Below are 25146 nucleotides of genomic sequence, written 5' to 3'. Positions count from 1 at the left end.
TGCGCCTTTTTGGTAGTTCGCTCTACCGGAAAGGCACACGGGGTTTTTCGTCTTTTGTGTCGAGTTGTGTTGCGAAACCGCCAACTGAGGCCTTCGAGTCGGGGTGTAGGCGCGCAACGCATTAGCGTCCCGAGTCGACCATCCGGCTTTCGAAGGACCACTCATGAAAACTCGTTCCGTACTGCTCGCGGCTTGCGTCGCGCTGACGCTCTCCGCCTGTGGAACCTCAGGTGACGCCGGATCGGACACCGAAGCTTCGGGTGCCGCCGAGGCGGGGGCGTTCCCCGTGACCGTCGACCACGCTTACGGCTCGACCACGATCGACGCGGAGCCTATGCGCATCGTGACCATCGGATGGAGTGGCCAGGATTCGGTGATTGCACTGAACAAGGTCCCGGTCGCCATGGAGAGCTTCTCCGGCGACGGCATCGAGAACAACATTCTGCCTTGGGACGCTTCGCGTCTGAACGGTGCGAAGCCCGTTCTCATGACGACCAATCCCGATATCCCGTTCGAGCAGATCCTCGGGCTCGATCCCGACGTGATCCTCGCCGTCTACTCCGGTATCGACGAGGGCGAGTACAAGCGCCTCAGTGACATCGCGCCGACCGTCGCCTTCCCCGACCAGCCGTGGGATACCGCGTGGGACAAGCAGATGAGCATGATCGGCGCGGCGCTCGGACAGCCGGCGCAGGCGCAGACGCTGATCGACGAGACCGGGGCGTACTTCGAGAAGCAGGCCGCTGATCACCCGCAGTTCCAGGGCAAAACCTCGACGTATGCGATGCGCACCGATGAGGGCTTGATCGTCTTCTGCGGCACCGACCCGCGGATCCGTCTTCTCGGCCAGCTCGGGGTGAAGACCTCGCCCGGTGTCGACGCAGTGTGCACTTCCGGCGACAGTTCGGTGTCCGTGGGCATGGAATCCATCGACACACTCGACGCCGACGTCTTCATTCTCGTCGACGCCGACGGCACCAACCTGGACAAGCTCATGTCCTTCGGTCCGTTCGCGAACATGACCTCGGTGTCGAACGGCCGTCTGGTTCGTCTGGTCGGAATGGACTACGCGATGGCTACGTCCGCTCCGACGGTGCTGAGCGTTCCCTACGCATTCGACGAGTTCATCGCTCAGCTCTCGGACAAGTTGAGCTGATTCCGGGCGTCGTACGACGCTTGTGACGCAACGATTTTCGGCACCTGCGATTCGAGTAGTTCGATCAGGGCCGTGATCTTTGCGGCGACGTCGGCGCCGAGTTCGGTCAGGCTGTATTCAACTTTGGGCGGGATGGTTTCGAGTACCTCACGGTGCACGAGGCCATCCCGCTCGAGTGTTTGCAGGGTCTGCGAGAGCATGCGCTCGCTGACTCCGTCGACGCGTCGGCGCAGGGCACTGAACCGGTACGGGCCCTCGTTCAATGCCGCCAGCGCGAGTGCGCCCCAGCGTCCGGTTGCATTCTGCAATGCCGCCCGAGAGTTGCACCCGCGAGCGAAGACGTCAGCCTCGAGTGTTGGGTCCACGACGTCGGCATTCGGATCAGGGGTCTGGGCAGCACGTGAAGGTGAGTCGGTGCTGGTCATGAACCCAGGCTACTACTGCACGATCCCATAGCGCTAACTCGACATGTTGCACTTACGAAAAATAAGTGCATGATGGTTGCAGAACGCATTTACGCTTCAACCTGGATCGGGAGTTCGCATGAGCATTGCAGTCACCGGCGCAACCGGAAACCTCGGACAACTGGTAGTCGAGTCGTTGATCGAGCGGGGAACCGCCGCGTCCGACATCGTCGCAGTGGTCCGCAATCCGCAGAAGGCGCAAAGCCTCGCCGCCCGCGGAGTAGTTGTACGTCGGGCGGACTACGCCGATGCCTCGGCGTTGGAAATCGCATTGGCGGGAGTCGACAAGCTGGTGCTGATCTCGGGAAGTGAAGTGGGGTCACGGCTCGCGCAACACACCAACATCATCGACGCGGCGAAGGCTGCCGGTGTCGGATTCATCGCGTACACGAGCATCTTGAATGCTCGAGACACTCCGATGAAGCTTGCTGCCGAGCACAAGGCGACCGAGGACGTGCTCACCCGAAGCGGTATTCCGTTCGCACTGTTGCGCAACGGTTGGTACTGGGAGAACTTCACCAACGACCTGGCCGGTGTGATCGAACGCGGCGCACTCGTCGGTGCGGGAGCGGACGGAAAGATCGCGGCTGCGGCGCGTGTGGACTACGCCGACGCCGCAGCAGTAGTCGCGACCACCGATGGTCACGAAGGTGCAGTGTACGAGTTGGGCGGTGACGAGAGGCTCACCTACGCCGAATTGGCCGAGAAGATCAGCGAATTCGCGGGCAAGCCGATCGCGTATCAGTTCGTGGATGAGCAGGCCTACGAAGGCATTCTCGAAAGTGTCGGACTGCCTGCACCGGTTGCGCAGATCCTCGCCGATTCCGATGCTGCAATTGCCAAGGGGGCGCTGGACACCGAGTCGGGTGACCTGCAGAAGTTGATCGGCCGCAGCAGCACTCCGGTGGCTGAGGTGTTGAGGAAGGCCTGACCTGCTGTGCGCCTTTATTAACCGCGGGCGGTGAAGAAAGGCGCACAGGGGGCTACCCCATGTGGACTGCACCCTCGGCGGGCAGATCACCCTTCTTGGCGCGGACCAGCACCAGCACTACCGGTGCGATGATCGCCAACAGGATTGCCGCCCAACCGAATGCGGCCGAGTATCCGGATACCTCGGCGCCGAAGAAGTAGTCCGTCATCGAGGCGACGAAGTCCTGCACCGGCTGGGGGAGTAGCGCCAATTGGTCACCAGTCGGGATGGTCGCGTTCGACATGTCGACAGGAATGCCTTCCGGCGGGATCGGCGCCGCGTTGTCGGCGGTGAAGGCCGACTTTGCCGAAGCGTAGATCGTGGTGAACAGTGCGGTTCCGAGTGCGCCGCCGATCTGCAGGGTGGCGTTGACCAGGGCACTGGCAGCGCCGGCGTCGTGGTCGGGGACACCGATCAGTGCGAGGTTCTGCATCGGCACCATCAGCAGACCGAGTCCGAAGCCGAAGATGGCGAGGCCGGGGAACACGTGCGTCCAGTAGGAGCTGTGTACCTCGATCTGGGTCAGCATGAGCAGTCCTACGGCTGCCACCAGCGGGCCGGCGACCATGAGCGGCTTGGGGCCGATCTTGGTGGACAACTGCGCTGCGATGGTCGACGCCAAGACGATGAAAAATGCCATCGGCAGCGATCCGACGCCGGCCATGACCGGGCTGAATCCGAGCACGATCTGCAGGTAGAACGTCAGGTACAACGTGCCGCCGAGCAGGGCGGCGCCCACCAGCATGGAGCCGATCAGAGCAGCGCCGCGATCACGATGCCACGGAACGCTCAGCGGTAGAAGCGGATTCTTGCTGCGGCTCTCGACGACCACGAAGATCGCGAGGAAGACCAGACCCAGTGCGATGAACAGCAAAGTGTCCGCCTGACCCCAGCCGTGCTCGGCGCGTGTGAATCCGTAGACCAGTGAGCCGAGCCCCAGGGCGATGAGGACAGCGCCGGGAAGGTCGTAGCTCGTGTCGCCGTGCGCTTTGGTTTCCTTGACGATCGGGACGGCTGCAGCGATGGCGATCAGCGCGATCGGGATGTTGACGAGCAGGCACCAACGCCAGTCGACGTACTGCGTCAGCACTCCACCGAGGAGCAGGCCGATGGCAGCGCCACCGCCGGAGATCGCGCCGTAGACGGCAAAAGCCTTGGCGCGCTCCTTCTCTCCGATGAAGGTGGTGGTGAGCATCGACAGCGCAGCGGGCGCGAGCAATGCTGCGAAGACGCCCTGGCCGGCGCGAGCGATGAACAGTTCGATACCGCTCTGCGCGATGCCGCCGATGCCGGAGGCAACCGCGAAGCCCGCCATGCCGACGATGAAGGATCGCTTTCGGCCCCAGTAGTCGGCGATACGTCCGCCGAGGAGCAGCAGCGCACCGAACGCCAAGGCGTACGACGTGACCACCCACGCGCGGTCAAGGTCGCTGATGCCCAGTTCCTCCTGGGCTGCCGGTAGGGCGATGGAGACGATGGTGCCGTCGAGCACCACCATGAGTTGAGCGAACGCGACGATGCAGAGCACCAGCCAGCGACGTTGATGATTCGGATTCTCGGAGACAGCCGGGATCGGTGGCAGAGTGCCGCCGTCGACGTGGGACGTGGTGGTCATTGGAAAAAGGTATTCCAGCCTTCTCGGGTGAGTCAAACGAAATAGTTCGTTCGGTTACCATCATCACTATGGCTCCCACTGACGTGACCGCGACGAAACAGCGAATCCTCGACGCTGCGCAAGAAGAATTCGGCACCTACGGGCTTGCCGGTGCGCGCATCGATCGGATTGCGAAGAACGGAAACGCCAGTAAGGAGCGCCTCTACGCCTATTTCGGTGACAAGGTCGCGTTGTTCCACGCGGTGCTCGACGTCGACTTCGAGCAGGCGATGGAATCCGTCGAGTTCACCGGTGAAGACATGCCCGCGCATGCTGTCGAACTGTTCGACGCAATGCTCGGCAAACCACAGATTCAACGGATGATGATCTGGGGTCAATTGCAGGGTGAGGCACCACGGATGAAGAAGTTGGCCGAGGAACATTCCAGCTGGGTTCCGCGAATGGCCACGATCCGCAAGGCTCAAGAAGACGGCCTCATCTCGAAGCACTGGGACCCCCAGGACCTGATCACGATGCTGTTCGGCCTCGTGTTCGGCTGGGTGGTGGCCCCCGGTGTGGCCGACAACCAGAACGTCGACGCCGACGAGATCGCGCGCCGCCGTGAAGTGGTGCGCGAGGCCGTCACTCGAATCTGCAAGCCGTGACTGTCAGCGAGAGAGGTACGCGGCCCAACCGCCGTAGTCGGTGATGTCAGCTGCGCCGTTTACGGCGTCATGAGTGCAGCTGAAACCGACTGTCGTTCTGCCGTCGGATAACTCGACGCTGGTGAGCGCCATCGGTGCAGGCAAGGCGGCGAGGAACGTTCCCAGCCCGGCCGGTGAGATTCGGAAGATCTCGCCGACGACCGGTGCGCCGAGTCCAGGGCCACGGCGTACCAGGCCGGGCTTCGGTGGCGTCGTGTCGAGAGCGAAGAGCCGGTAGGCATCCGAGGTCGTGACGGTTTCGACGTACCGCGCGCCGAGGTCGACCAACTGTGTGTTGAGGGGTTGCCCGCGCAGGTGAGCGCCGAATACTGCGAGGTCGATTCCGGTATCGACGAGGGTGGGTGAAGGCGCACCGCCGAGTCGCGCAGCGAGGTCGATGGCGATCTGGTCGTCGAAAGCGGGTACGACGAACATGACGCCGAACGGGTGATCTTCGGCAGTGCGGTGTCCGGGCGCCGCGACGGCCGCCATGTCGAGCAGGTTGCAGAAGTTGGTGAAAGTTCCCATCCGGCGGTTGATTCCGAACGGATCCTCGGTCACGGCGGCAATCGTCGGGTGTTCGGTGGTGGTGGGAAGCAGTAGGGCGTCGAACCCGGCGAGGAGTTCCCGGGCGGCAGCCTTGGCGCGGGTGAGAGCATCGAGATCGTCGACCAGCTGGTATCCGGTGGGGTGCTTCGCACCGAGCACGATGTCGGACACCGCGGGATCTGCTCCGGCAGGACGAGTTTCGAGGAACTCGCCGGCAGCGGCGTACCGCTGCGCCACCACGGCGCCGTCGTAGAGCAATCGGGCCGCGTCGAGCAGTCCGGATATGTCGACGGTCTCGGTCTCGGCGCCGCCGGCTACCAGAGCTGTCACAGTGTCCTGAAATGCTGCTGTATACGACGGGCTCAGTTGAGCGAGATCCTCGATTCGGGGGACGGCGACGCGGGGATTCGGCGCCGCCGCGAGACGAACGTCGGAAGGCCAGACGCGGCTGCGGGGATCCCGAGGTTCGTGGCCGATCATGATTGCCGCTGCCGCGGTTGCCGATTCGAGGTCGTCGGCAAATACCGTCAGAGCGTCGTAGTCGACGCAGGCGGGCACTACTCCGTGGGCGGGGATGACGCCGAGCGAGAGCTTGAGTCCGTAGATCCCGTGGAACGCTGCCGGCACCCGGCCCGAACCGGCAGTGTCGGTGCCGATTCCGATGTCTGCAATTCCCAGCGCGACAGCGACGGCGGATCCGGAGCTACTACCGCCCGAGATCAACTCTTCGTCCCAGGCGCAGCGAACGGCTCCGTACGGACTGCGCGTTCCGACCAGTCCGGTGGCGAACTGGTCCAGATTGGTCTTCCCCAGAACAACAGCCCCGTGCTCGATCAACCGCGCAACGGCACTGGCGGTTTCGTCCGGCGAATACGCGAATTCGGGGCACGCCGCTGTGGTCGGCAGACCGGCGACGTCGACGTTGTCCTTGACGGCGACCAGACGCCCAGCCAGAGGAAGATGCTCGCCCGTGGCGATTCTGGCTTCGACCGAAGCGGCATCGGCAAGCACATCTTCCTTGCGGCGCAACGTGATCCAGACTTCGGGGCGATCTACTTCCTCGATCCGCTGGAATGCCTGCTCGACCCGGGCTGTCGGGGTGAAAACTTCTGCTGCGATGGTCATGGTGTGTACTGCTCCGATCAGTCCGTGATGTTGGCGAGTGAGAGCGCGGTGATCGCGCGGGTCACCCGGTCGAGGACGACGTCGAGAGACTCGCCGATGTGCTGGTGCAAAAGCGTGCGGGCCTCGGGCAGATTGCCGGCACGTAGTTCTTCGAGGATTTGAATGTGCTCCGCGATCGAGGTGTCGATGCGGCCGTTGACCATGAAGTCGTACATCCGAACGTGCCGGATACGGGAATTCACCGACAGCAGCGACGCGACCAGTTCATTGTTTCCCGACGCCCTCAGTACGGCGACGTGGAATTCCTCGTCCAGTTCGACGAACCCCGGTTCCTGAGCGGGCGGATCGAGAGCCAGGGCACGCCACCGCACCAATTCGTCGTCGAGGATTGTTCGGTCGTGCCGGATCGTCGGATCTGCGATCGCCCGGGTAATTCCTTGTAGTTCCAGAGTGATTCGGAGTTCATACAGATCTCGGATCCGCGGGATACTCGGGCGCACGGCGGAGAACCCGTACTCTTCCCGGCGCAGGAGTCCATCGGCGCACAGCATCGTCAACGCTTCCCGTACTGGTGTGCGAGAAATGCCGAAACGCGTGGAGAGTTTCGGTTCCGTCAGGCGCTGATCGAACCCGATAGTCCCGTTGACCAGTTCGGTGCGTAGTTCCCGGTAGACCACCTCACGCAGTGGCTCCGGCGCCGTATTCATCCCTGTCGACATACCTGTATACGCTATTGATCAGGTGTTTCGTCCAGATGTCTTCGGGTTAGAGCTGAGTTACGGCCGCCGCGGAACTTCAGGAGAAGTCGCGCTGAACCCGCAAGGTTCCGATCGTGGTGGCCAGGCCGTCGTACTGAGTGACCAACAAGGTGAATTCGATCAACCGACGATCGTCGAGATGCTGCGAGAGCGTTCCCCACGTGTCGTCGGTGACGTCCTTGGTGGTGACCAACTCGTCGACCGCAGTCAAGATCGCACGGTGACGCGGACTCAACTCGGAAGCGCCAGGGCCCTCGATGATTCGGGCCAGTTCTTCTGCGTCGATTCCGGCTTTGCGGCCGAGCCTGATGTGGTGATCCATCTCGTAACCGCAGTCCCGCAGGTGCGCGACCCGCAGGATGATCAGTTCGGTGTCGTGGCGAGAGATCTTGCCGCCGGGCATGAGTGAGCCGGAGTAGTGCAGCCAACCGCGGAAGAGTCCACCCGTGCGCCCCAAGGTGCTGAACAGATGCGCATCGGGTGCTCCGGCAGCCTTCGACAGGACACGCCAGATTCCCCAGTTGATCGGACCGAGGTCCTTGAATCGGCCGGGGGGGATGCGGGGGTTCATGCGACTCCACGGATGTGAGAGGGACGGAGGTCTATAGCTCGTTGCGCGATGTGGCGAACCGCGGCGCTGCGGCGGGGCGCGTGTACGCGTGACTTCCGGCCGACGATACCGCGCTCGAACGCGTCGACGGCGTCAGCGACGGTCGTGGTGCCGGCGCTGGCGAGGGTTCCGCGTGCTCCGTCGAACGACAGTGCGGTGGTATCGGTGTCGATGTCGCCGATATACGCGACGCCCACCTTGGTGCCGAGGTGTTTCATTTCCAAGCGCAACGCGTCACCCAAGGCTTCGACGCCGGCGCGCGAAGCACCGAACGGTCCGCGAAACGGATGCTTGGCGGCGCCGTGAGCCGAGGCGACCACCAGGGCGTAACCGTTTTCGTGACTGATGTGCGGACCGGCTGCGCGCAGGGTGTAGTACGTGCCCATGAGGTTGACTTCGACGGCGCGGCGCATGTCCGCAGGGTCGCCGCCGAGGATCGACGAGTTCGCCTCGACCCCGGCATTGGCGACGACGACGTCGATGCCTCCCAGCTTCTCAGCGATGTAGTCGACGCCGCGAGATACCTGCTCGAGGTCGGCGACATCGCACAACTGCCAGGGCGCGCGGCCGCAGGAAGTAGCGACTTGCTCGAGAAGTTCCGGCTCGAGGCCGAGCAGTCCCACGGACGCACCACGGTCGTACAGGCGTCTGGCCAGCGAAGAACCGATATTGCGGGCAGCGCCGGTGATCAGGATGCGCCGACCCGTCAGGTCGTCCGCACTACTCTTGGCCGATTCGGCCTTGCCCGCCTCGCTCTTGCCCATTGCTGTGTCCCTACGCAGTGACCTTCTGGTCCTCCGACGCTAACACCGCCGGGTAGCTGCGACTGCAAGTACCGCCAACTCCGTCCGAACGGGTGTTCAGACCGATGCGGCTTCGAGACGCGGATGTGACGAGGAAGCCTGGGTCGACCGCAATCGACGGAATCGGACCACGGCAACGACGGCGGCAACAGCGGCGAGGATCACCAACGGCAGCGACGGACCCATCGTGGGTTCGATGACAACCAGTAGCACCGGCAGTCCGAATCCGAGATAGGTGCCGACGTAGAAGATCCCGGTCAGGGCGCCCCGCGAGGCGGGGGGAGCCAGCGACTCGAGGTCGAGCAGTCCCTCGCGTAGACACAGTCCGTAGGCCGTACCGAGGACGAGCGCGCAGACGATGAACAACCCGAGCGCGGGGTGCGCGCCGCCGACGGCGACCAGGCAGTATCCGAGCGCCGCCAGTGCGGCGCCGACCGTGCCGGCCTGAGGACCCCAATTGCGATGGCGCGCAGCGGTTTGAACCAGGATTCCAGCACCCAGAGTCAGCGCCGCCGCGAAACCCGGAAGGAGAGGACCTGAGTAGCGGTCCCCGAGCCTGGCCGTCATGGTCACGAAAGAGACTGTTGCGCTGGCGAACACCCACGGCGCCAACGGAAGTGCCCAGAGCAGCGCATTTGCGACGGAGCGCTCCGCGCCGTCTGGCGCATTTGCGACGGAGCGCTCCGCGCCGTCTGGCGCATTTGCGACGGAGCGCTCCGCGCCGTCTGGGACGGGTGTGATGGTCGCGGCTTCTACGGAAACAGGTGTACGACTCCACACAGCTGCCGCGGTAACCGAACCCACCGACAAGAAGGCCGAGACGACAAAGGGCGTAGCGAGTGGGAAGGCGACAAATTGTGCCAACAGACCCGAAAACAGTGGTCCCAGTGCGAAACCCGAGGTGAGTACTACGCCCGCCATCACGGTTCCGGACTTGCCGCGAAGGTCAGCCGCCCACGCGGTACCGGCGCCGATTGCCAGACCGGCACCGATACCGACAACGAGGCGCCCGACCATGAGCCCGGGCGCGTCGTGCCAGAGAAGAAGAATCAAGGTTCCGAGCGAGGCTATGAGCGCTCCGGGCAGGACGACTACAGCTCGGCCGACGCGATCCGACAGTGCTCCACCGGTCAACAGGCCGGGTAGAAGTCCGAGCGCGTAGATACCGAAAACACCGTCGAGCACGGTATGCGAAAGGCCCTCGTCCACCCGGAGAACCGGGATGAGCGCAGCAAAGTGGTTGGCGGCCCAACCCGTCGAAAGTAGAACTGCCAGTACCGAGATGAACCCGCGACGGGATGGATCGCCCATACCGGCAGCTTAGGCGGGTACCAGATCGCTCACGTCGGCGAGGAGTTCGAACGTGCGCAACCAAGCCTCGCGGTTGGTGCCGGTCGACACCGTGATCAGCTCGTCGGCCTGTGCATGCTCGGTGAACTCGTCGAGGTAGGCGCGGACCTCCGTGGGCGTGCCGATGGCGCTGTACTTGGTCATCTGCAGAACCTGCTGACCCGCGGGGGAGTCGAGCAGCATGTCCGCTTCGTCGTCCGTGAACTTGCGTCCGCGTCCGAGAAGAAGGCTGACGCGCGAACGCTTGGCCGCGAGGAAGTCCTGCTGAGCCTGCTCATGGGTGTCGGCGGCGATGACGTTGACGCCCGCGATGACGTACGGCTCCGCCAACTGCTCCGACGGCTTGAACTCGCGTCGATAGATCGCGACGGCGTCGCGCAGGGCGTTGGGGGCGAAGTGCGAGGCAAATGCATACGGCAGGCCGAGCATCGCGGCGAGCTTGGCTCCGAACAATGACGATCCGAGAATGTAGAGCGGAACGTGAGTGCCCTTACCGGGAACGGCATTGATTCCGGGGACGCGCGAAGTGTCGCCGAGGTAGCCCTGAAGCTCGAGTACGTCCTGCGGGAAGCTGTCCGAAGAACTCGGGTCGCGTCGCAAAGCCTGCATCGTCTTCTGATCACTACCGGGCGCGCGACCGAGACCGAGATCGATGCGACCCGGGTGCAGAGTCTCGAGGGTGCCGAACTGCTCGGCGATCGTCAGCGGCGCGTGGTTGGGCAGCATGATTCCACCGGCGCCGAGGCGGATTTTGCTGGTGTGCGCGGCGACGTGGCTGATCAGAACGCTGGTGGCCGAAGACGCGATGGAACCCATGTTGTGGTGCTCGGCATACCAGATTCGCTTGTAACCCCACTCCTCGGCACGCTGCGCCAAGGTCACGCTGGCGTCGAAGCTGTCTTTGGCGGTTTCGTTGTCGCCGATGTGGGCGAGATCGAGGATGGAAAGTGGGACGGCCATGAATGTGGTGCCTTTCTCAGCGAATAGAACGCAAACGTCGTTGGAAGGTGCAACCATCTGGCCGGCTTTCCTATTTCCGCCTGGTCAGCGCCCACGGATGGTGGCGAGGCGGACAAGGCGTGAAGTTCTTGTCTCGATTTCGGTCATTTCGGATATTTCGGATGAAATTGGGGGCTAGATTTCCCGAATCGGAGGTTCTTTCGCATTCCAAGTGAATCGAGACCAGCATGGCCACTGATCGGAAGGCTGTAAACAAGCGCAAAGTACGTGCATTACTTGCCGGAGGACTTGTCCTCGGTATCGGCGCCGCTGTCACCTTGGCGGCGTGGACAGACAACGTTTTCGGCGACGCGCAGTTCAAGACGGGAAGTTGGAATCTCCAGGGCAGCTTCGACGGACTGACGACCTGGGGTGAGTATCAAGTGGACGCTTCCGCCGGCCACTTCCAATTCAGCACGGGATTCGACGCACTCTCACCCGGAACGACGGTATACGCGCCGGTAGCGCTTCGGATCGGTCCCACGGCCAGCACTTCCGGCGCGACGGTACAACTACTCGGTGCAACGGGCGGTGATACCGACCTCAAACCCGCCCTGCGGTACTCGGTGTATCGAGGTGTCCCCTCCACGACCTGCACGGCAGCGGGAATTGGAGCAGGAACAGCATGGGTAGGCACGACAGCCAGTCCGGTGGCCTTGACGGCAGGTTCGGGTTCGGATGTCACCTTGCTAGGCACGGGCGTGCCGGTGGAACTGTGCTTCGCGGTCACGCTGCCTGCCGGAGTCGACCCTTCGATCGTGTCGGGCAAGAACACCGGGCGCTTGCTCTGGCAGTTCACCGGCCAGTCCACCCCCTGACGCCTGCGTGGTCACACGGCGAATGCGTCAGGTGTACGCACTGGCGGCCTCGGGACTCGTCCTGGGTATCGGTGCAACCACCGTGGCGGCCAGTTGGGTGGACAGCACGATGGGCGATGCATCGTTTCGCACCGGAACATTCGGAATCGAGTCGAACGTCGGCGGCGGATGGTCGTCGCATTCATCCAGTGCCCCTGGCGTTTTCACGTACACGCCCTCGGCGCTCCTGATTCGCCCCGGTGCGTTCTCGTACGGCCCGATATCTCTTCGAACAGTGCCGGTCTCGCCGGCAGCATCCGTCACTCTGCAGGCGGCCACGGTTGCCGGCGACTCCACTCTGGCGTCGGCGCTGCGGTATCGGGTGGTCAAGTCGACGACCTGTGATGCGTCGGCCTTCTCCACGGGAACACCACAATTCGTGGTGGGAAGTGCGACGGTGTTTCCGTCGCTCTCAACTGGTTCCGCAGTCGGGGCCATCGCGCTACCCACCGGTGGAGCGTCCCCGGGCGCCGCGGTGGCGCTGTGCTTCGAGATTTCGCTGCCCGCAACCTCGGCTAATTGGAGCAACTCGGCGCTGACCGGTAAAACGGCAACTCCCACTTGGCAGTTCAGTGCAACACCCTGAAGGAGCTGCAATGCCAACACATGCCCGGGCAACACATGCCCGGACGAAGAAGCGTTCGGTCCCCACGATCATCGGGGACTGCATCCTTCAGGTTCTTGCAGTCGGTGGGGTCATCTGTATCGCTTTGGTGATCTGTGCCTTCGTTTTCGACATCACACTGATCATGTTCAAGACCGGATCGATGTCGCCGACCATTCCGACCGGATCTCTGGCAGTTGTGCGGGAAGTACCGGCAGATTCCGTCGAGGTGGGCGACGTCGTCACCGTCGATCGGGGAGTGTCCGAACTGCCGGTGACCCACCGGGTCGTCTCCGCTCGTACCCAGGACAACGGCATCACGATTCTCGATCTCAAGGGTGATGCCAACGCTTCGGCTGATCCCGCGGTATACGAGGTCACCACGGTCCGAAAGGTGCTCTGGCACGTTCCGGGATTGGCGCGGGTGATCGTCTACTTCTCGAATCCTCTTGTTCTGGGGGCGATCACGCTGACCATGGCCGCTTTGGTGGTCGCGGTATTCTGGCCGCGCAATACCGATGACGACGATGATGCCGACTCGGCCGACCCGAAAACCGAACCCATTCAGGTTCTTCTACCGCCAGACGGCGGTAGACAATGAAGCGTCGCCACCTGTTTTCAGTCATCGTATTGGCAGTTGCGGTTGTTCTGGGCTCTGGTTTCTCGTCTCACCCACTCCTCGGAGAGACAGAAGCGGCGTGGACAGACTCCGAGTACGTTACCGGCCCGATTTCCACCGGTTCATGGACGACGAGTGGGTACGGCAGATCGACGTCGGGCATAGGAACAGCGACCGGCGGATTGATAACTCTCGGAGGAAATCTCGGCGGTTCGCTGGTTGAACATCCGACCGTGCAAACTCAGCTGGCACCGGGCAAGGCCACGGGGACGGTTTCGTTGGCGGACAATTCCGGTGTGCTGCTGGGGCTGCCCGCGCTCAGCCGCACGGGTAGTGCCGTTCAGTGCGCCGCGTATCTCGTAGGAGCATCGGCATCGTCCCCATGTGGGGCGGCTGGGTCGGATGCGGACGCGGAAACTACATCTACATTGGGTTTGCAATTGAATCTGGTTTCGGTACTGGGGATCACGTTGATACCGGCGGACGCCATCACGAGCACGAGCGTCAAGACAAACGCCCGCTGTGCGAGTACTTCTGCTGCTACAGATCAGCCGACGGGAACCGTGAAAGTCGGCGGCGCCACAGTTGCCATCCCGGCAGTGGGCGCAAACGGTTCGGCCACGTCGACGTCGCCGACTAGTGCAACATTCGTGATGGCGAATGTCCCACTGCTCGCGCGGGTAGAAGCGCGCTTCTCGAACATCAAGGTCACCAGTACCCGAGTGGCGTCCAGTTCTGCGCCTTTTGTCGCGTCCTCCACTGTTTCAGTGAGCTTCACAGTTGAGGCCGTAACCATCGCGTTGTCGGTCTTGGGCGAAGGGCTGGTCACAGTGATCCTGGGATCGACGAACATATCCGTCAATCTGTCGGCCGCTCAGTGCGGACTTGATTCTTCACCCCCGGCGACGCCGCTGAGTCTTGCCGCCGGCGGACAGTTGGCTCGAGCCGCGGGGCCGACACAGACAGCACCGGCAACACCGACAGCTGTTCCCGTGACGACCACGCCGACTACGGCAACGACGACTCCTGAACCTACGACTCCTGAACCTACGACTCCTGAACCTACGACGGGTGAACCCACCAAAACATCTGCCCCTGAGGCCACAACGACCAGCGCGGCTGTAACTACCAGTGTGGCTGCAATCACCCCGACAACGACAGCCACACCAATTACGAGCACACCGGCTCCGGCAGATCCAATCGGGACAGCGATCCACGGCCCTGCCGATTCGAGCATCTCCGCCTTCACCACGGATACCGGGCTCTCCTGCGAGGTTGCTCCTGACGCGGACTACACGAGCGAAGTTGCAGTCGAATGCTCGGACGGCACAACGGGTACGGTCCCCGGTTCTGAACTCGGCCCGAAGCCAACCGTACCGGGGGAGTACCTCAGGATCCCCCTGACGAGAGACCACGTCACCGAAGTCTTCACCCTGAAGTCAGCGACACGACGCTGATCAGTTACGCACGGCATTGGCCATGGCGGCCAACGAGAGGGCCTGACGAGCACGGTCGAGGACAACCGCACGAGAGATGTCGATGTGCGACACCAGTGCCTCGTGCGCTTGCGGAATCTTGCCGTCCAGAACCAGCTCGACGACGGCGATATGTTCCTCCACGGTGGCCTTCATACGGTCGGGAGTCAGGTAGTCGAACATCCGCACGGGGCGCAGCTTCGAGTTGACGGCCTGCAAGGCGTCGACCAACGCATGGTTTCCGGACGAGGCGAGGAGCGCGATGTGGAACTCCTCGTCGAGCGTCACGAAACCGGCGTCCGGTACCGGCATCTGTTTGAGAAATGCGTACCACTTGTCGAGTTCGGAACCGAGCGCGTCTCGATCATGAGCGGGGGCCTCACCGTCGAGTACCCGCCGAAGTCCGTGTACCTCGAGGAGTATGCGCAGCTCGTAGAGGCCACCCAACTCGTCGAGGTGCGGTCGGTACGGAAAGAGGCCGTGTTCGTCGCGCTCGACCAGCCCGTCGGATTCCAACTTCGCGAGCGCTTCGCGCACCGGTGTTCGCGAGACACCGTAGAGATGAGCCAACCGTTCTTCGCCGAGTCGTTCGGATGGCGCGATCTGACCCGACATCAGATCGTTTCGGATCGACCGGTAAACCTGTTCGCGCAGCGGCGGCCGCACACTCATGTCAGATTGCCATCGCTCGACGAACCGCCTCGGTGGACGTGGTGCCGCCCTCACCGGTCGAGGTCACATGTCCGGCCGCGAGAATGCTGTAATGCTGAGCAGATTGGAGCGCGAAACCGATGTGCTGCTCGACGAGGAGGACACCGAGATCGCCGCGTTCGGTGAGTTCCATGACTGTTCTTTCGATTTCGGCGACCACGTTGGGCTGAATGCCCTCGGTCGGTTCGTCGAGGATGAGGATCTTGGGCTCGGTGATCAGGGCGCGAGCGATGGCAAGCTGTTGTCGCTGCCCACCGGAGAGAAGTCCCGCGCGACGGTCGAGGAGCGTGGTGAGTGCGGGAAACAGATCCAATGCCTCTGCGATGAGTGCCTTTCCGCGTTTGCGCCCGTCGGCGACCACCCGAAGATTCTCGGCAGTTGTCAGTTGTCCGAACGACTGCTGGCCCTGGGGTACGTAGGCAAGTCCGCGAGCGACGCGGGCGCTCGGCCGTAGACCGGTGATGTCCTCACCGTTCAGAAGTACCTTTCCCCGTGTAGGTTTGATCAGACCGACGGCGGCGCGCAGCAAGGTGGTTTTACCCGCACCGTTGTGACCCATGACTGCCGCAACTCCGTCGCTGGGAACCAGCAGGGATACGCCGTGGATCACTTCGGTGCGTCCGTAGCCGGCGCGGATGTCGACGAGCTCGAGCATGATTCAGTCCTCCGGGGTCGGTTCGGTGTCGGCGCCGAGATCGGTTCCGGCAGCGGCTGTGCCGAGGTAGACCTCTTGCACCTTGGGGTCGGCTTGGACCTCCGCCACAGTTCCTTCGGCAAGCACTTTCCCAGCGGCGAGCACTGTGACGGACGTGGCGAAGGATCGCATGAAGTCCATGTCGTGCTCGACTACGACGACGGTTCGCGCACCGCCGATGCGCCGCAGAAGGTTCCCGGTCTCCTCGCGCTCCTCGAGGCTCATGCCTGCGACGGGCTCGTCGAGCAGGAGCACGGAACAGTTCTGTACCAACAACATTCCGATTTCGAGCCACTGCTTCTGTCCGTGCGCCAGAATGCCTGCGGCGGTGTCCCTGAGGTGCTCCAACCCGGTTGTCTCCAGCGCCTCTTCGATCTCGGGAAGCACACCTTTGCGTTTTCTGAGCAGGTTCCACGGTGATCGGCCGGCTCCGGCCGCGATGTCGAGATTCTGCAGCACCGAGAGCTCTTCGAAGACGCTTGCCGTCTGGAAGGTTCGCCCGACGCCGAGGCGGGCGATCTTGTGAACCTTCTTGCCGAGCAGTTGCTCGCCGGACTTCGTGATGGAACCCGTCGCGGGAACGAGTCCGGTGATGGCGTCGACCAACGTTGTCTTTCCAGCCCCGTTCGGGCCGATGAGAAACCTCAGGTCGCCCTGCATGAGGGTCAAGTCGACGCCGTCGACGGCCTTGAAACCGTCGAAGCTGACCGAAAGATTTCGTACTTCGAGGTACTCGGACGACATTCCGGCGTTGCCACCCAGTGCCGGTGTGGGTTCGCTGGTGGCGGTTGTGTTGGTCATGACGACACCTCCACTGGTTCGGGTTGGGAGACCTTGACCGGTGGGTCGGCCGGGGTCTCACGCTTCTTGCGGTGGCGCATCAGGGCGAACAATCCGGCCACACCTGCCGGGAAGAATCCGACCACGACGATGAACATCAGCCCTTGCGCGTAGATCCATCCCGAAGGGAGTTTCTCCGAGAATGTCGACTGTGCCCATGCGACGCCGATCGCACCGAGTACCGGACCGAGAAGCGTTGCGCGGCCGCCGATCGCGACCCCGATGAGGAAAGCGATGGACGGGACGATCCCGACGTCGGCGGGGGAAATGATGCCCACGATCGGAACGAACAGCGCGCCGGCGATACCGGCGAGGAACGCCGCGGTCACGTAGGCGACCAGTTTGATGTTCGCCGGATCGTATCCGAGGAAACGTACGCGCTCCTCTTGATCGCGGACGGCGACGAGGAGTTCGCCGTATCGGGAGTTCATCAGCTGGCGAATCAGAGCGACCGATGCGAGAAGAACTCCGGCGGCGATGAAGAACAACATCTGCTTGTTCGCCGGATCGTTGAGGTTGAAACCGAAGAACGTGCGAAAGCGGTTGAGGCCGTTGCTGCCACCGATCGACTGCTGGCCGATCAAGAGGATCGCGAAAGCCGCGGCGAGTGCTTGCGAGAGGATCGCGAAGTACGCGCCCTTGACTCTCCGCTTGAACACACCGAGTCCGAGGAGAAAGGCAACAGCGGCCGGCAGGAAAAGTATGGCGAAGATCGCCACGAATGGCGAGGCGAACGGTTGCCAGTATCCCGGCAGTTCGGTCTTGCCGGCGATGGACATGAAGTCCGGGACCGCGTCGCCCTTGAGTTCTGCATCGGCGATCTTGAGGTGCATCGCCATCACGTATGCGCCGATTCCGAAGAAGACGCCCTGGCCGAGCGTGAGCATTCCGCCTCTGCCCCAAGCCAAACCGATACCGACAGCGACTATGGCGAAGCACAGGAATTTGGCCAACAGTGACAGCCTGAAGTCCGAGAGCACAGCCGGAGCGACGGCGAACAGCACGATCGCGGCAAGTGCAAAACCGCCCCACACCCGAATTCGGGAATTGTTCAGGATGCTCATACGAGGCTCCTCGTCTTGACTGCGAACAGGCCCTGCGGCCGAACTTGAAGGAAGACGACGATGATGACGAACACGATCACCTTCGCGATCGACGCCGTCGTCGAGTACTCGATGAACGAGTTCAAGATGCCGAGGGCGAAGGCTGCGATCACGGCTCCCTTCATCTGACCGAGACCGCCGACGACAACAACCAGGAAGGCGTCGATCAGATAGGACTGGCCGATGGTCGGGCTGGTGGAACCGATGAGCGTCAACGCGACACCCGCGACGCCGGCGAGCCCGGAACCGAGGAAGAAGGTCGTGATGTCCGTACGACGAGAGGAGATTCCGCTCGTCTCGGCCAGATCGCGATTCTGGACGACGGCCCGGATGCGTCTACCCATCGACGACTGCTTCAGTGCGACCGAAAGTGCGATCACCGCTGCGATCGCCAACACCAGAATGAAGATGCGGGTTTTCGGCACCACGGCGCCGAAAATATCGACCCCGCCCGAAAGCCAGCTCGGCGCCGAAACATTGACTGCCGGCGCGCCGAAGATGTCGCGCGCCAACTGCTGAAGGATCAATCCGACGCCGAATGTCACCAACAGGGTGTCGAGGGGTCGGTGGTACATCCGCGATACCAGGACCACTTCGAGCACAACACCCATCAGTCCGCCGACGACGAAACCGACGAGCAGAGAAATGATCAACGATCCCGTTGCATTCGAGATCACTTGCTGCACTACGTATGCGGTGTACGAGCCGGCCATGATGAACTCGCCGTGTGCCATGTTGATGACACCCATCTGCCCGAACGTGAGAGACAACCCCAACGCTGCCAACAGGAGAATCGATCCGATACTCAAACCCGTGAACAACTGCCCGATCACAACATCCATGACAGACGCTCCACCTCTCTACTCGTCGATTCCGTCAATTCCGCCTTTTGTCGATCAGCTACCGAGCCCCTCAGCCCAGGGGTAGTTCTTCAGGTACGGATCCGGCTCGATCGGCTGTCCCGAATCCCAGACCGTGTAGATCAGTCCGTCGGAACGGATTTCGCCGATCCGGGCAGTCTTGGTGATGTGGTGGTTGTCGCCGTCGATGGTGACGAGTCCTTCGGGCGCCTGGAAGGTCACACCGTCGGCGTTGTCCTGAATATCCTTGACCGCAAACGAGTTGGCCTTCTCGACGGTGTTCTTCCAGAGGTAGACGGAGGTGTATGCCGCTTCCATCGGATCGGACGTGGGCTTGTCCTGGCCGAACTTCGCCTTGTACGCCGCGACGAACTTCTTGTTCTCGGGGGAGTCGATGGTCTGGTAGTAGTTCCACGCCGTCAGCTGGCCTTCGACGTTCTGGACTCCGATACCACCGACCTCTTCCTCCGCAATGGAGACGGAGACGACGGGCATGTCGGCGGGCTTCAGGCCGACATTCGAGTATTCACGGAAGAACGCAACGTTGGAATCGCCGTTGAGTGTGTTGAACACGGCATCGGCGTCGGCTGTGCGGACCTTGTTCACGATGGTGGAGAAGTCGGTCGAACCCAGAGGCGTGTAATCCTCGCCCTTGATCTCGATGCCGTTCGCTGCCGCGTACGCCTTGATGATGCGGTTGGCGGTCTGCGGGAACACGTAGTCGCTGCCGACCAGATACAGCGACTTGACGCCCTTCTCCTTCAGGTAATCCAGCGCCGGGATGATCTGCTGGTTGGTCGTTGCGCCCGTGTAGAAGATGTTCTTCGAATCTTCCAGTCCCTCGTACTGGACCGGGTAGTAGAGCAAAGAGTTGTTGTCCTCGAACACGGGCAGCATGGCCTTGCGGCTCGAGGAGGTCCAGCCACCGAAAACTGCTGCGACGCAATCGCTGCTGATCAGTTTCTCGGCCTTCTCGGCGAACACTGTCGGCTCCGACGCACCGTCCTCTGCGACGATCTGGATCTTCTTACCCAGTACACCGCCGGAATCGTTGATCTCCTGCACCGCCAACGAGATGGAGTCGCGGACCGTCACTTCACTGATGGCCATGGTGCCCGAGAGTGAATTCAGGGAACCGACCTTGATCGTGTCCCCCGAGGTGTCGACGCACGACGTAGCCGTCGAATCTCCCGATGCGGTGTCTGTTGCCTTGCTTCCGCAGCCGGTGAGAACCAAGCCCAGCGCGGCGAGAGCGGCCGGCGCGGCAAGGGTGCGCTTCGAGAAGGTTCGCATGTACGGGCCTTTCGTGTCGATGGCTCTGGCAGACAATGGCTCTGACAGATCTGTATCCGGAGTGCGTATACAACGCTGTATTCGTCGAGTGCACAGAGTAGGTGGAAGTTGTTGCGGTGGAATGACTGTCGGTGACAAGTGTGTGTCCGGTGTTTCGATTGGGTGTCCAGGACCTCACACCGCAGGTCAGCGAGGGTGCGGTGTTAGCATCGACGAGAAATTGATCAAGCACTCGCTTGACGATCGGAACGTCGGAAGGATCTTCTCGTGCGCTCGACCCGACGGGACGAAATACTCGCTCATGCGGCCAAGCTGTTCAGTGAGCGGGGAATCGCCGCGACGACGGTGCGAGACATCGCCGACGAAGTCGGGATCCTCTCCGGCAGCCTCTATCACTACTTCGACTCCAAGGATGCGATAGCCAACGAGATCGTCGTCCGGTTCCTCGAAGATCTCAACGTCCGGTACGAGGACTCGATCGAACCGGAAGGTTCGGCTCGAAATCGCCTGGCCACGATGGTGTCGGTCTCTTTTGCCTCGGCGGTGGATCACCCGTATGCCACGGAGGTCTATCAGGGAGAAGCCATACTTTCGTCGCAACCGGCGGACGCGCCCATCACCATCCTGGTTCAGAAGGCACACAGCTACTGGCGATCGGCTATCGCTCGCGGAATTGCCGACGCGGAGTTTCGGGAAGACATCGATCCCGAACAGTTTCACCGTCTCCTGCGTGAATCCGTCTGGTCCACCGTCGCGCAGTATCGCCCGCAGCTTTCCGAATTGGCCGAAGATCTGCAGCGCAATCTGATTTCGGTTTTCCTGGACGGCTTTGCCGCACGTTCCGTCGACGGCGAGCCGGTGGCACGCATTGCGCGGCGCACGGCGAAGAAGGAAGCGCAGACCGAATCTCCCGACTCGGACCTTGCCGAACTCCGCTCTGATGTCGACGAATTGAAGTCCGTCATTCGCGAACTCAGCTCGTCGATCCGGCAGCTGCAGAAGCCGTAACACCGCAGTTCCTGCGCGTGTAGTTCGGATTTTGACTATCAGTGTGACCCAGTGCATACTTCTGTCCACACTCGTAAATCAAGCGCTTGTTTGATTTACCAAGCACAGTTTGGACGGGAGTTCGATGTGAGACTCGGAAAGGCGATCGCCGTCTGCGCGGCAGTGGTCCTCGGGGCGAGCGCGTGCGCATCTGCCGGTGTCATTCCCGAAGACACCATCGTCATCGGTTTGGACGAGGACTCCACCGGGCCCGGTGCGTCGTACAGCACGATCGCCGGCAAGACGGTGCGGATGACCGTCGACCTGATCAACCAGGCGGGCGGAATCAACGGTAAGCAAGTCGAATTGGTTGTCGAGAACGACGAGAGCAGTCCCACCAAGACCCCGTCGATCATTCGGAAGTTGGTCGATCACGGGTCCAGTGCGGTCATCCTCGCCACGGGCAGCGGGTCGGTGCTGCAGGCCAAGTCGATTCTCCAGCAGTCGAAGATTCCTGCGATAGCTCCGGTCGTTCTCAGCGACGCCTTTGCCTCGGCGCCCGACAACGACTACTCGTTCATGATTCCGAACTCGTTGAAGCAGTACGCCCAGGTGTACTGCGGGGCTTTCGAGAAGATGGGGTACAAGTCCCTGGGAATTCTCGGTGACGCGAGTGCGTCCATCGACGGAATCATCAAGACCCTGCGGCCGGCGCTCGAGAAGTGCGCGAGAGTGACGGGCGTCGAAAAGGCGCCGGTCGATGCCGCGGACATCACCGCACAGGTCTCACGTCTCGCGGAAACCGAACCGGACGCGATTCTGGTCGCCAGTATCGGCGGGCACTTCGAAATCCTCGCGCACAACACCTTGTCGAAGGTCACCCCGCAGACGCAACGCTTCTCACTCGCTTCCATCGGAAACCAGCCCGCATCTTGGGCTTTGGCGGACCCGAAGGCGTTGAGCGGCATGGTGTACATGGGCTCGCTCAGTGAGAACAACCCGAGAACCGCCGAACTGCGTCGCAAGGTGCAGGCGGTGAAGGGGCCTGATTATCAACTGACCGCCTACGACGCACAGGCGTACGACGCCGTCATGATGTTGGCCGAGGCAATCGAAATTGCCGGCGACCACCGAGATCGGACGGCCGTTCGTGATGCTCTTCAACAGGTTTCGGCACTTCCCGCCAGCTTCGGCCAGGACGGATTGACACTGTCGTTCTCCTCGCAGGATCACCTGGCTCCGGACAGCCTCTGCGGACTGGTGCTCGTCGAATTCGGTGAGGACAACAAGCCGGCCCATCCGTGGGATTCCTACCAACCCCCGTGCGGATAACCGAGGAGCCTTGACATGACAGACGCACAACTGTGGCTCGCAGCCATCGAGATCGGTGCATTCTTCTCACTGATAGCCCTCGGAATGTATCTCGTGGTGGTCGGCGCCGATTTCTTCAACTTTGCGATGGGCCCGTACGCGATGGCTGCGGCCATGGCGTCGAGTTGGGTCGCGATCAATTACGGGCTCGCTCTCTGGATTGCCATGCCGCTGGGGATCGCGATGGCAGTAGCGTTATCGATTCTGACGGAAAAGCTTGTGGTCAAACAGGTTCAGAAGCGCTCGGGTCGTGGGGAACTACCGGCGTTGGTGGCGGTGACCGCAGTACTGTTCGGGATCCAGCAGCTCGCCGGCACGGTCTTCGGCCGAACACCACTTCCCGGACAGAAGATCTTCGACTTCGATCCGATATCGGTGCTCGGTGCCACCGTCGACAGTTCGACCGTTGTACTCGTCGTCGGAACTGCCGTGATCTTCGTCGGTATCGGACTGTGGCTGAACCGGTCCACCTCGGGCCGTCTGCTACGCGCCGTCGGCGACAGTCCGGATGCCGCCCGCGTCCTGGGCTTGCCGGTGGATCGGGTACGCCTCATCGCGTTCACCCTCGCGGGTGTGATTGCCGCCGTCGCCGGACTTCTGTTCGCTCCCAAGGCCGGTGTTCAGTTCACGAGCGGTCTGTCATCGACGCTGACGGCATTCATCGCACTCGTCATCGGTGGTACCGGCCGGAGTTGGGCTCCGCTGATCGGCGGAATGGTGTTGGGCGTCGTCCAGGTATTCGCCCCGTACTACTTCGGTGCGAGTGCTGCTCAAACCGCGATTCTGTTGATTGCCCTGGTGTTCTTCGCTTTCCGTCCGGAAGGCTTGCTCTCGAGGAAGGTTCGCGTCTGATGGCCTCGCTTTCTACCAGTCCGCTGACGTCAAATCCGCCCACTACATCCGGCCGTTCCCGGACGAGGATGCTCGCCCTGTCACGAGAAGCGCTGATCACCGTGGTCGTGGTTGCTGCCGTGCTGCTGTGGATGGGGCCGAGTCTGTACCGGCAGGATCTGGTGTTCCTCGCTGCGACGTATTCGCTGATCGCACTCGGCATGTACGTGCCATTCGTGCTCGCGGGATCACTGTCGATGGCGTACAGCGCGTATGCGGCGATCGGCGCGTATGCCGTTGCGCTGATCTCGGTTCGGACCGGGTTGTCGATGTGGTGGGGATGGATTCTCGGCGCCCTCGCCGCTGCAGCGGTTGCAGTACTCCTCAGCTTGGCAACACAGAAACTCTCCGGCTTCTACCTTGCCGCGGTGACCTTGTTGTTCGGTATCGCTTTCGAGCACTGGTTGATCGACGGGCCGAGTTTCACCGGCGGGTCGGCCGGGATCTCGGGCGTCGAGACTGTGACGATGTTCGGCTGGGAGCCACCGCGCTACGCATTGGTCGTGTTCGCGATCTTGTTCGTGTGTCTGATCGCGGTCACTGTCGATCGACTTCGGAAATCGGTGTGGGGGCTGATGTTGCAAGCTGCCCGCGACAATCGTAATGTCGCACGGTCTTCCGGCGTCAATCCTGCGCACCTGACCGTTGTGGCGCTGGCGATCGGTGCCGCGATCGCGTCGACCGGCGGATCGCTGTTCACCGTGTCGGTGCAAGCTGTCACTCCTGAAACCTTCACTCTCAGTATTGTTTTCCTTGCGATCTTCATGCCGATCATCGGCGGTCGCAGTTCGGCGTGGGGTGCTCCGCTCGGTGCATTGATCGTGGTGATCGTGACGCTGAACATGCCCGGGTACCAGGGAAGTGGCGAACTCCTGCTTGCCGGAGCCGTCCTGGTGATCCTCATCGTCGCGCCTGGTGGGGTGATCGGGTGGAGTCAGAACGTTCTGGGTCGAATGAACCGTCTGTACAAGGAGCGTGGCAATCGATGACTCGGCTACTCGAAGTGAGCGGGCTCCACAAGTCCTACGGCGGCGTCCGCGCTGTCGACGATGTCTCGTTCAGCGTCGGACCGGGAGAGGTGATCGGCCTTGTCGGCCCGAACGGGGCAGGCAAGACCACACTGGTGGACTGCATCTTCGGCACACAGCAAGCAGACTCCGGAACCGTCGCGCTCGCCGGTGCTCCCTTGACCGGGCCGTCGGAGCGCCTTGCACGGCAAGGGCTCTCGCGCACGTTTCAACATCCGCAGCTCGCGGCGGAACTCGACGCCGTCGACAACATCATCCCGGGACTGTACGGGCACAAGATCACCTCACCGCTGCACTCGCTGTGGTGGGCGATCAAAGGACCTTTCGAGAACTGGGACCGGACAGCACAGCGGGCCCGGGAGATTGCTGCGCGATACTCGGTCACCGACGTCGAGAGTGCTTGCGGGGATCTCAGTTTGGGCGCGCAGCGTCTGGTCGAGGTGGCGCGGGCGATGGCGACCGAACCCGAAGTCCTCCTGTTGGACGAACCGTTTGCCGGTGCGGATCACGACGGCATCGCTGCCATCTCCGGTGCCGTGCGATCGATTGCCGCGCAGGGCAAGGGAGTAGTCCTGGTCGATCACAACGTCGATCTCATCGCGGCGCTCGCCACCAAGATCGTGCTGCTCAATTTCGGATCAGTGGCGTTCTACGGACCACCGCAGGAGTGCTTGGCCAGCGACGCGATGCGAGAAGTCTATTTCGGTTCCGAATACGAGGAAGGCGCCTGA

General features: G+C 62.2%; 26 protein-coding genes. 11 read left to right on the top strand and 15 right to left on the bottom strand.

All coding sequences use genetic code 11. From position 1 onward, the window contains the following. Positions 1 to 163 precede the first annotated feature (163 nt). On the top strand, positions 164 to 1156 hold the full coding sequence (locus tag AC1Q6C_RS17920; RefSeq protein WP_073512154.1) for an iron-siderophore ABC transporter substrate-binding protein: 993 nt from the start codon (positions 164 to 166) through the stop codon (positions 1154 to 1156). On the opposite strand, the gene AC1Q6C_RS17915 is transcribed toward AC1Q6C_RS17920, so the two are convergent. Next, complete coding sequence (locus tag AC1Q6C_RS17915; RefSeq protein ID WP_007735410.1) at positions 1132 to 1581, bottom strand: winged helix-turn-helix transcriptional regulator; 450 nt, start codon at positions 1579 to 1581, stop codon at positions 1132 to 1134. The genes AC1Q6C_RS17920 and AC1Q6C_RS17915 overlap by 25 nt on opposite strands. A gap of 118 nt (positions 1582 to 1699) precedes the next feature. On the opposite strand from AC1Q6C_RS17915, the gene AC1Q6C_RS17910 reads away from it, so the two are divergent. Beyond that, positions 1700 to 2551, top strand: coding sequence for an SDR family oxidoreductase (locus AC1Q6C_RS17910; RefSeq protein ID WP_230359613.1), 852 nt, complete (start codon positions 1700 to 1702; stop codon positions 2549 to 2551). A gap of 52 nt (positions 2552 to 2603) precedes the next feature. Here the strand turns inward: AC1Q6C_RS17910 and AC1Q6C_RS17905 are convergent, their stop codons facing one another. Beyond that, the gene (locus tag AC1Q6C_RS17905) at positions 2604 to 4205 is read right to left on the bottom strand and encodes an MFS transporter (RefSeq protein WP_003941517.1); all 1602 of its coding nucleotides are present in this window, start codon (positions 4203 to 4205) and stop codon (positions 2604 to 2606) included. 68 nt (positions 4206 to 4273) lie between these two features. On the opposite strand from AC1Q6C_RS17905, the gene AC1Q6C_RS17900 reads away from it, so the two are divergent. Further along, positions 4274 to 4849 carry a TetR family transcriptional regulator gene (locus AC1Q6C_RS17900; RefSeq protein WP_003941498.1) on the top strand — a complete coding sequence of 192 codons (576 nt, stop codon included), beginning with the start codon at positions 4274 to 4276 and terminating at the stop codon, positions 4847 to 4849. Positions 4850 to 4852: 3 nt separating this feature from the next. Here the strand turns inward: AC1Q6C_RS17900 and atzF are convergent, their stop codons facing one another. From atzF to AC1Q6C_RS17870, 6 genes are all read right to left on the bottom strand, one after another. Next, on the bottom strand, positions 4853 to 6562 hold the full coding sequence (atzF, locus tag AC1Q6C_RS17895; protein WP_230359614.1) for an allophanate hydrolase: 1710 nt from the start codon (positions 6560 to 6562) through the stop codon (positions 4853 to 4855). 17 nt (positions 6563 to 6579) lie between these two features. Further along, positions 6580 to 7281, bottom strand: a complete 702-nt coding sequence (locus AC1Q6C_RS17890; RefSeq protein ID WP_051649638.1) for a GntR family transcriptional regulator — start codon at positions 7279 to 7281, stop codon at positions 6580 to 6582. Positions 7282 to 7357: 76 nt separating this feature from the next. Beyond that, positions 7358 to 7891 carry a carboxymuconolactone decarboxylase family protein gene (locus AC1Q6C_RS17885; RefSeq protein ID WP_003941526.1) on the bottom strand — a complete coding sequence of 178 codons (534 nt, stop codon included), beginning with the start codon at positions 7889 to 7891 and terminating at the stop codon, positions 7358 to 7360. Continuing rightward, positions 7888 to 8694, bottom strand: a complete 807-nt coding sequence (locus tag AC1Q6C_RS17880; RefSeq protein WP_042923321.1) for an SDR family NAD(P)-dependent oxidoreductase — start codon at positions 8692 to 8694, stop codon at positions 7888 to 7890. The genes AC1Q6C_RS17885 and AC1Q6C_RS17880 overlap by 4 nt, the downstream gene beginning before the upstream one ends. A gap of 96 nt (positions 8695 to 8790) precedes the next feature. Beyond that, the gene (locus tag AC1Q6C_RS17875) at positions 8791 to 10044 is read right to left on the bottom strand and encodes an MFS transporter (RefSeq protein ID WP_492666724.1); all 1254 of its coding nucleotides are present in this window, start codon (positions 10042 to 10044) and stop codon (positions 8791 to 8793) included. A 9-nt stretch (positions 10045 to 10053) separates the two neighbouring features. Beyond that, on the bottom strand, positions 10054 to 11043 hold the full coding sequence (locus tag AC1Q6C_RS17870; protein ID WP_039973481.1) for an LLM class flavin-dependent oxidoreductase: 990 nt from the start codon (positions 11041 to 11043) through the stop codon (positions 10054 to 10056). A gap of 227 nt (positions 11044 to 11270) precedes the next feature. Between AC1Q6C_RS17870 and AC1Q6C_RS17865 the strand changes: the two genes are divergently transcribed. Genes AC1Q6C_RS17865 through AC1Q6C_RS17855 form a run of 3 tightly spaced genes read left to right on the top strand, consistent with a single transcriptional unit; the run spans position 11271 to position 13144 of the window. Further along, positions 11271 to 11900 (top strand): SipW-dependent-type signal peptide-containing protein, encoded by a 630-nt coding sequence (locus AC1Q6C_RS17865; RefSeq protein WP_007735401.1) that lies wholly within the window; start codon positions 11271 to 11273, stop codon positions 11898 to 11900. A 7-nt stretch (positions 11901 to 11907) separates the two neighbouring features. After that, entirely contained in the window at positions 11908 to 12525 is a 618-nt protein-coding gene (locus AC1Q6C_RS17860; RefSeq protein ID WP_230359616.1) for a hypothetical protein, read from the top strand. Positions 12526 to 12535: 10 nt separating this feature from the next. Then, positions 12536 to 13144: a signal peptidase I gene (locus tag AC1Q6C_RS17855; protein WP_054827776.1), complete on the top strand. Its 609-nt coding sequence runs from the start codon at positions 12536 to 12538 to the stop codon at positions 13142 to 13144. A 565-nt stretch (positions 13145 to 13709) separates the two neighbouring features. Here AC1Q6C_RS17855 and AC1Q6C_RS17850 read toward each other — a convergent pair. The 7 genes from AC1Q6C_RS17850 to urtA form a co-directional block, all read right to left on the bottom strand. Beyond that, the gene (locus AC1Q6C_RS17850; RefSeq protein ID WP_143173038.1) at positions 13710 to 13991 is read right to left on the bottom strand and encodes a hypothetical protein; all 282 of its coding nucleotides are present in this window, start codon (positions 13989 to 13991) and stop codon (positions 13710 to 13712) included. A gap of 628 nt (positions 13992 to 14619) precedes the next feature. After that, complete coding sequence (locus AC1Q6C_RS17845; protein WP_042923309.1) at positions 14620 to 15309, bottom strand: GntR family transcriptional regulator; 690 nt, start codon at positions 15307 to 15309, stop codon at positions 14620 to 14622. A 1-nt stretch (position 15310) separates the two neighbouring features. Continuing rightward, complete coding sequence (gene urtE / locus AC1Q6C_RS17840) at positions 15311 to 16003, bottom strand: urea ABC transporter ATP-binding subunit UrtE (RefSeq protein ID WP_003941544.1); 693 nt, start codon at positions 16001 to 16003, stop codon at positions 15311 to 15313. Positions 16004 to 16006: 3 nt separating this feature from the next. Further along, on the bottom strand, positions 16007 to 16843 hold the full coding sequence (gene urtD / locus AC1Q6C_RS17835) for an urea ABC transporter ATP-binding protein UrtD (protein ID WP_003941545.1): 837 nt from the start codon (positions 16841 to 16843) through the stop codon (positions 16007 to 16009). Further along, the gene (urtC, locus tag AC1Q6C_RS17830; RefSeq protein WP_007735392.1) at positions 16840 to 17946 is read right to left on the bottom strand and encodes an urea ABC transporter permease subunit UrtC; all 1107 of its coding nucleotides are present in this window, start codon (positions 17944 to 17946) and stop codon (positions 16840 to 16842) included. Before urtC ends, urtD begins: the two co-directional genes overlap by 4 nt. Beyond that, entirely contained in the window at positions 17943 to 18827 is an 885-nt protein-coding gene (gene urtB / locus AC1Q6C_RS17825) for an urea ABC transporter permease subunit UrtB (RefSeq protein ID WP_003941514.1), read from the bottom strand. Before urtB ends, urtC begins: the two co-directional genes overlap by 4 nt. Positions 18828 to 18881: 54 nt before the next feature. Then, positions 18882 to 20138 (bottom strand): urea ABC transporter substrate-binding protein, encoded by a 1257-nt coding sequence (gene urtA, locus AC1Q6C_RS17820; RefSeq protein WP_007735391.1) that lies wholly within the window; start codon positions 20136 to 20138, stop codon positions 18882 to 18884. 267 nt (positions 20139 to 20405) lie between these two features. Between urtA and AC1Q6C_RS17815 the strand changes: the two genes are divergently transcribed. The 5 genes from AC1Q6C_RS17815 to AC1Q6C_RS17795 all read left to right on the top strand — a co-directional run bounded on the left by AC1Q6C_RS17815 (position 20406) and on the right by AC1Q6C_RS17795 (position 25146). After that, positions 20406 to 21146: a TetR/AcrR family transcriptional regulator gene (locus AC1Q6C_RS17815; RefSeq protein ID WP_003941474.1), complete on the top strand. Its 741-nt coding sequence runs from the start codon at positions 20406 to 20408 to the stop codon at positions 21144 to 21146. A gap of 126 nt (positions 21147 to 21272) precedes the next feature. After that, a complete protein-coding gene (locus AC1Q6C_RS17810; RefSeq protein WP_230359617.1) occupies positions 21273 to 22457 on the top strand; it encodes an ABC transporter substrate-binding protein in 1185 nt (394 codons plus the stop codon). A 15-nt stretch (positions 22458 to 22472) separates the two neighbouring features. Continuing rightward, a complete protein-coding gene (locus AC1Q6C_RS17805; protein ID WP_492666723.1) occupies positions 22473 to 23348 on the top strand; it encodes a branched-chain amino acid ABC transporter permease in 876 nt (291 codons plus the stop codon). After that, the gene (locus tag AC1Q6C_RS17800; protein ID WP_492666722.1) at positions 23348 to 24376 is read left to right on the top strand and encodes a branched-chain amino acid ABC transporter permease; all 1029 of its coding nucleotides are present in this window, start codon (positions 23348 to 23350) and stop codon (positions 24374 to 24376) included. Before AC1Q6C_RS17805 ends, AC1Q6C_RS17800 begins: the two co-directional genes overlap by 1 nt. Next, positions 24373 to 25146: an ABC transporter ATP-binding protein gene (locus AC1Q6C_RS17795; RefSeq protein ID WP_230359620.1), complete on the top strand. Its 774-nt coding sequence runs from the start codon at positions 24373 to 24375 to the stop codon at positions 25144 to 25146. The genes AC1Q6C_RS17800 and AC1Q6C_RS17795 overlap by 4 nt, the downstream gene beginning before the upstream one ends.

The organism is Rhodococcus sp. MT28 (genome assembly GCF_058792695.1).
This window is presented reverse-complemented; position numbering and strand designations above follow the sequence as displayed.

Excerpts from the sequence above, each read along its gene's own strand:
- AC1Q6C_RS17920 (WP_073512154.1), top strand. The coding sequence starts at position 164 with ATGAAAACTCGTTCCGTACTGCTCGCGGCTTGCGTCGCGCTGACGCTC.
- AC1Q6C_RS17915 (WP_007735410.1), bottom strand. The coding sequence starts at position 1,581 with ATGACCAGCACCGACTCACCTTCACGTGCTGCCCAGACCCCTGATCCG.
- AC1Q6C_RS17910 (WP_230359613.1), top strand. The coding sequence starts at position 1,700 with ATGAGCATTGCAGTCACCGGCGCAACCGGAAACCTCGGACAACTGGTA.
- AC1Q6C_RS17905 (WP_003941517.1), bottom strand. The coding sequence starts at position 4,205 with ATGACCACCACGTCCCACGTCGACGGCGGCACTCTGCCACCGATCCCG.
- AC1Q6C_RS17900 (WP_003941498.1), top strand. The coding sequence starts at position 4,274 with ATGGCTCCCACTGACGTGACCGCGACGAAACAGCGAATCCTCGACGCT.
- atzF (WP_230359614.1), bottom strand. The coding sequence starts at position 6,562 with ATGACCATCGCAGCAGAAGTTTTCACCCCGACAGCCCGGGTCGAGCAG.
- AC1Q6C_RS17890 (WP_051649638.1), bottom strand. The coding sequence starts at position 7,281 with ATGTCGACAGGGATGAATACGGCGCCGGAGCCACTGCGTGAGGTGGTC.
- AC1Q6C_RS17885 (WP_003941526.1), bottom strand. The coding sequence starts at position 7,891 with ATGAACCCCCGCATCCCCCCCGGCCGATTCAAGGACCTCGGTCCGATC.
- AC1Q6C_RS17880 (WP_042923321.1), bottom strand. The coding sequence starts at position 8,694 with ATGGGCAAGAGCGAGGCGGGCAAGGCCGAATCGGCCAAGAGTAGTGCG.
- AC1Q6C_RS17875 (WP_492666724.1), bottom strand. The coding sequence starts at position 10,044 with ATGGGCGATCCATCCCGTCGCGGGTTCATCTCGGTACTGGCAGTTCTA.
- AC1Q6C_RS17870 (WP_039973481.1), bottom strand. The coding sequence starts at position 11,043 with ATGGCCGTCCCACTTTCCATCCTCGATCTCGCCCACATCGGCGACAAC.
- AC1Q6C_RS17865 (WP_007735401.1), top strand. The coding sequence starts at position 11,271 with ATGGCCACTGATCGGAAGGCTGTAAACAAGCGCAAAGTACGTGCATTA.
- AC1Q6C_RS17855 (WP_054827776.1), top strand. The coding sequence starts at position 12,536 with ATGCCAACACATGCCCGGGCAACACATGCCCGGACGAAGAAGCGTTCG.
- AC1Q6C_RS17845 (WP_042923309.1), bottom strand. The coding sequence starts at position 15,309 with ATGAGTGTGCGGCCGCCGCTGCGCGAACAGGTTTACCGGTCGATCCGA.
- urtE (WP_003941544.1), bottom strand. The coding sequence starts at position 16,003 with ATGCTCGAGCTCGTCGACATCCGCGCCGGCTACGGACGCACCGAAGTG.
- urtD (WP_003941545.1), bottom strand. The coding sequence starts at position 16,843 with ATGACCAACACAACCGCCACCAGCGAACCCACACCGGCACTGGGTGGC.
- urtC (WP_007735392.1), bottom strand. The coding sequence starts at position 17,946 with ATGAGCATCCTGAACAATTCCCGAATTCGGGTGTGGGGCGGTTTTGCA.
- urtB (WP_003941514.1), bottom strand. The coding sequence starts at position 18,827 with ATGGATGTTGTGATCGGGCAGTTGTTCACGGGTTTGAGTATCGGATCG.
- urtA (WP_007735391.1), bottom strand. The coding sequence starts at position 20,138 with ATGCGAACCTTCTCGAAGCGCACCCTTGCCGCGCCGGCCGCTCTCGCC.
- AC1Q6C_RS17805 (WP_492666723.1), top strand. The coding sequence starts at position 22,473 with ATGACAGACGCACAACTGTGGCTCGCAGCCATCGAGATCGGTGCATTC.
- AC1Q6C_RS17800 (WP_492666722.1), top strand. The coding sequence starts at position 23,348 with ATGGCCTCGCTTTCTACCAGTCCGCTGACGTCAAATCCGCCCACTACA.
- AC1Q6C_RS17795 (WP_230359620.1), top strand. The coding sequence starts at position 24,373 with ATGACTCGGCTACTCGAAGTGAGCGGGCTCCACAAGTCCTACGGCGGC.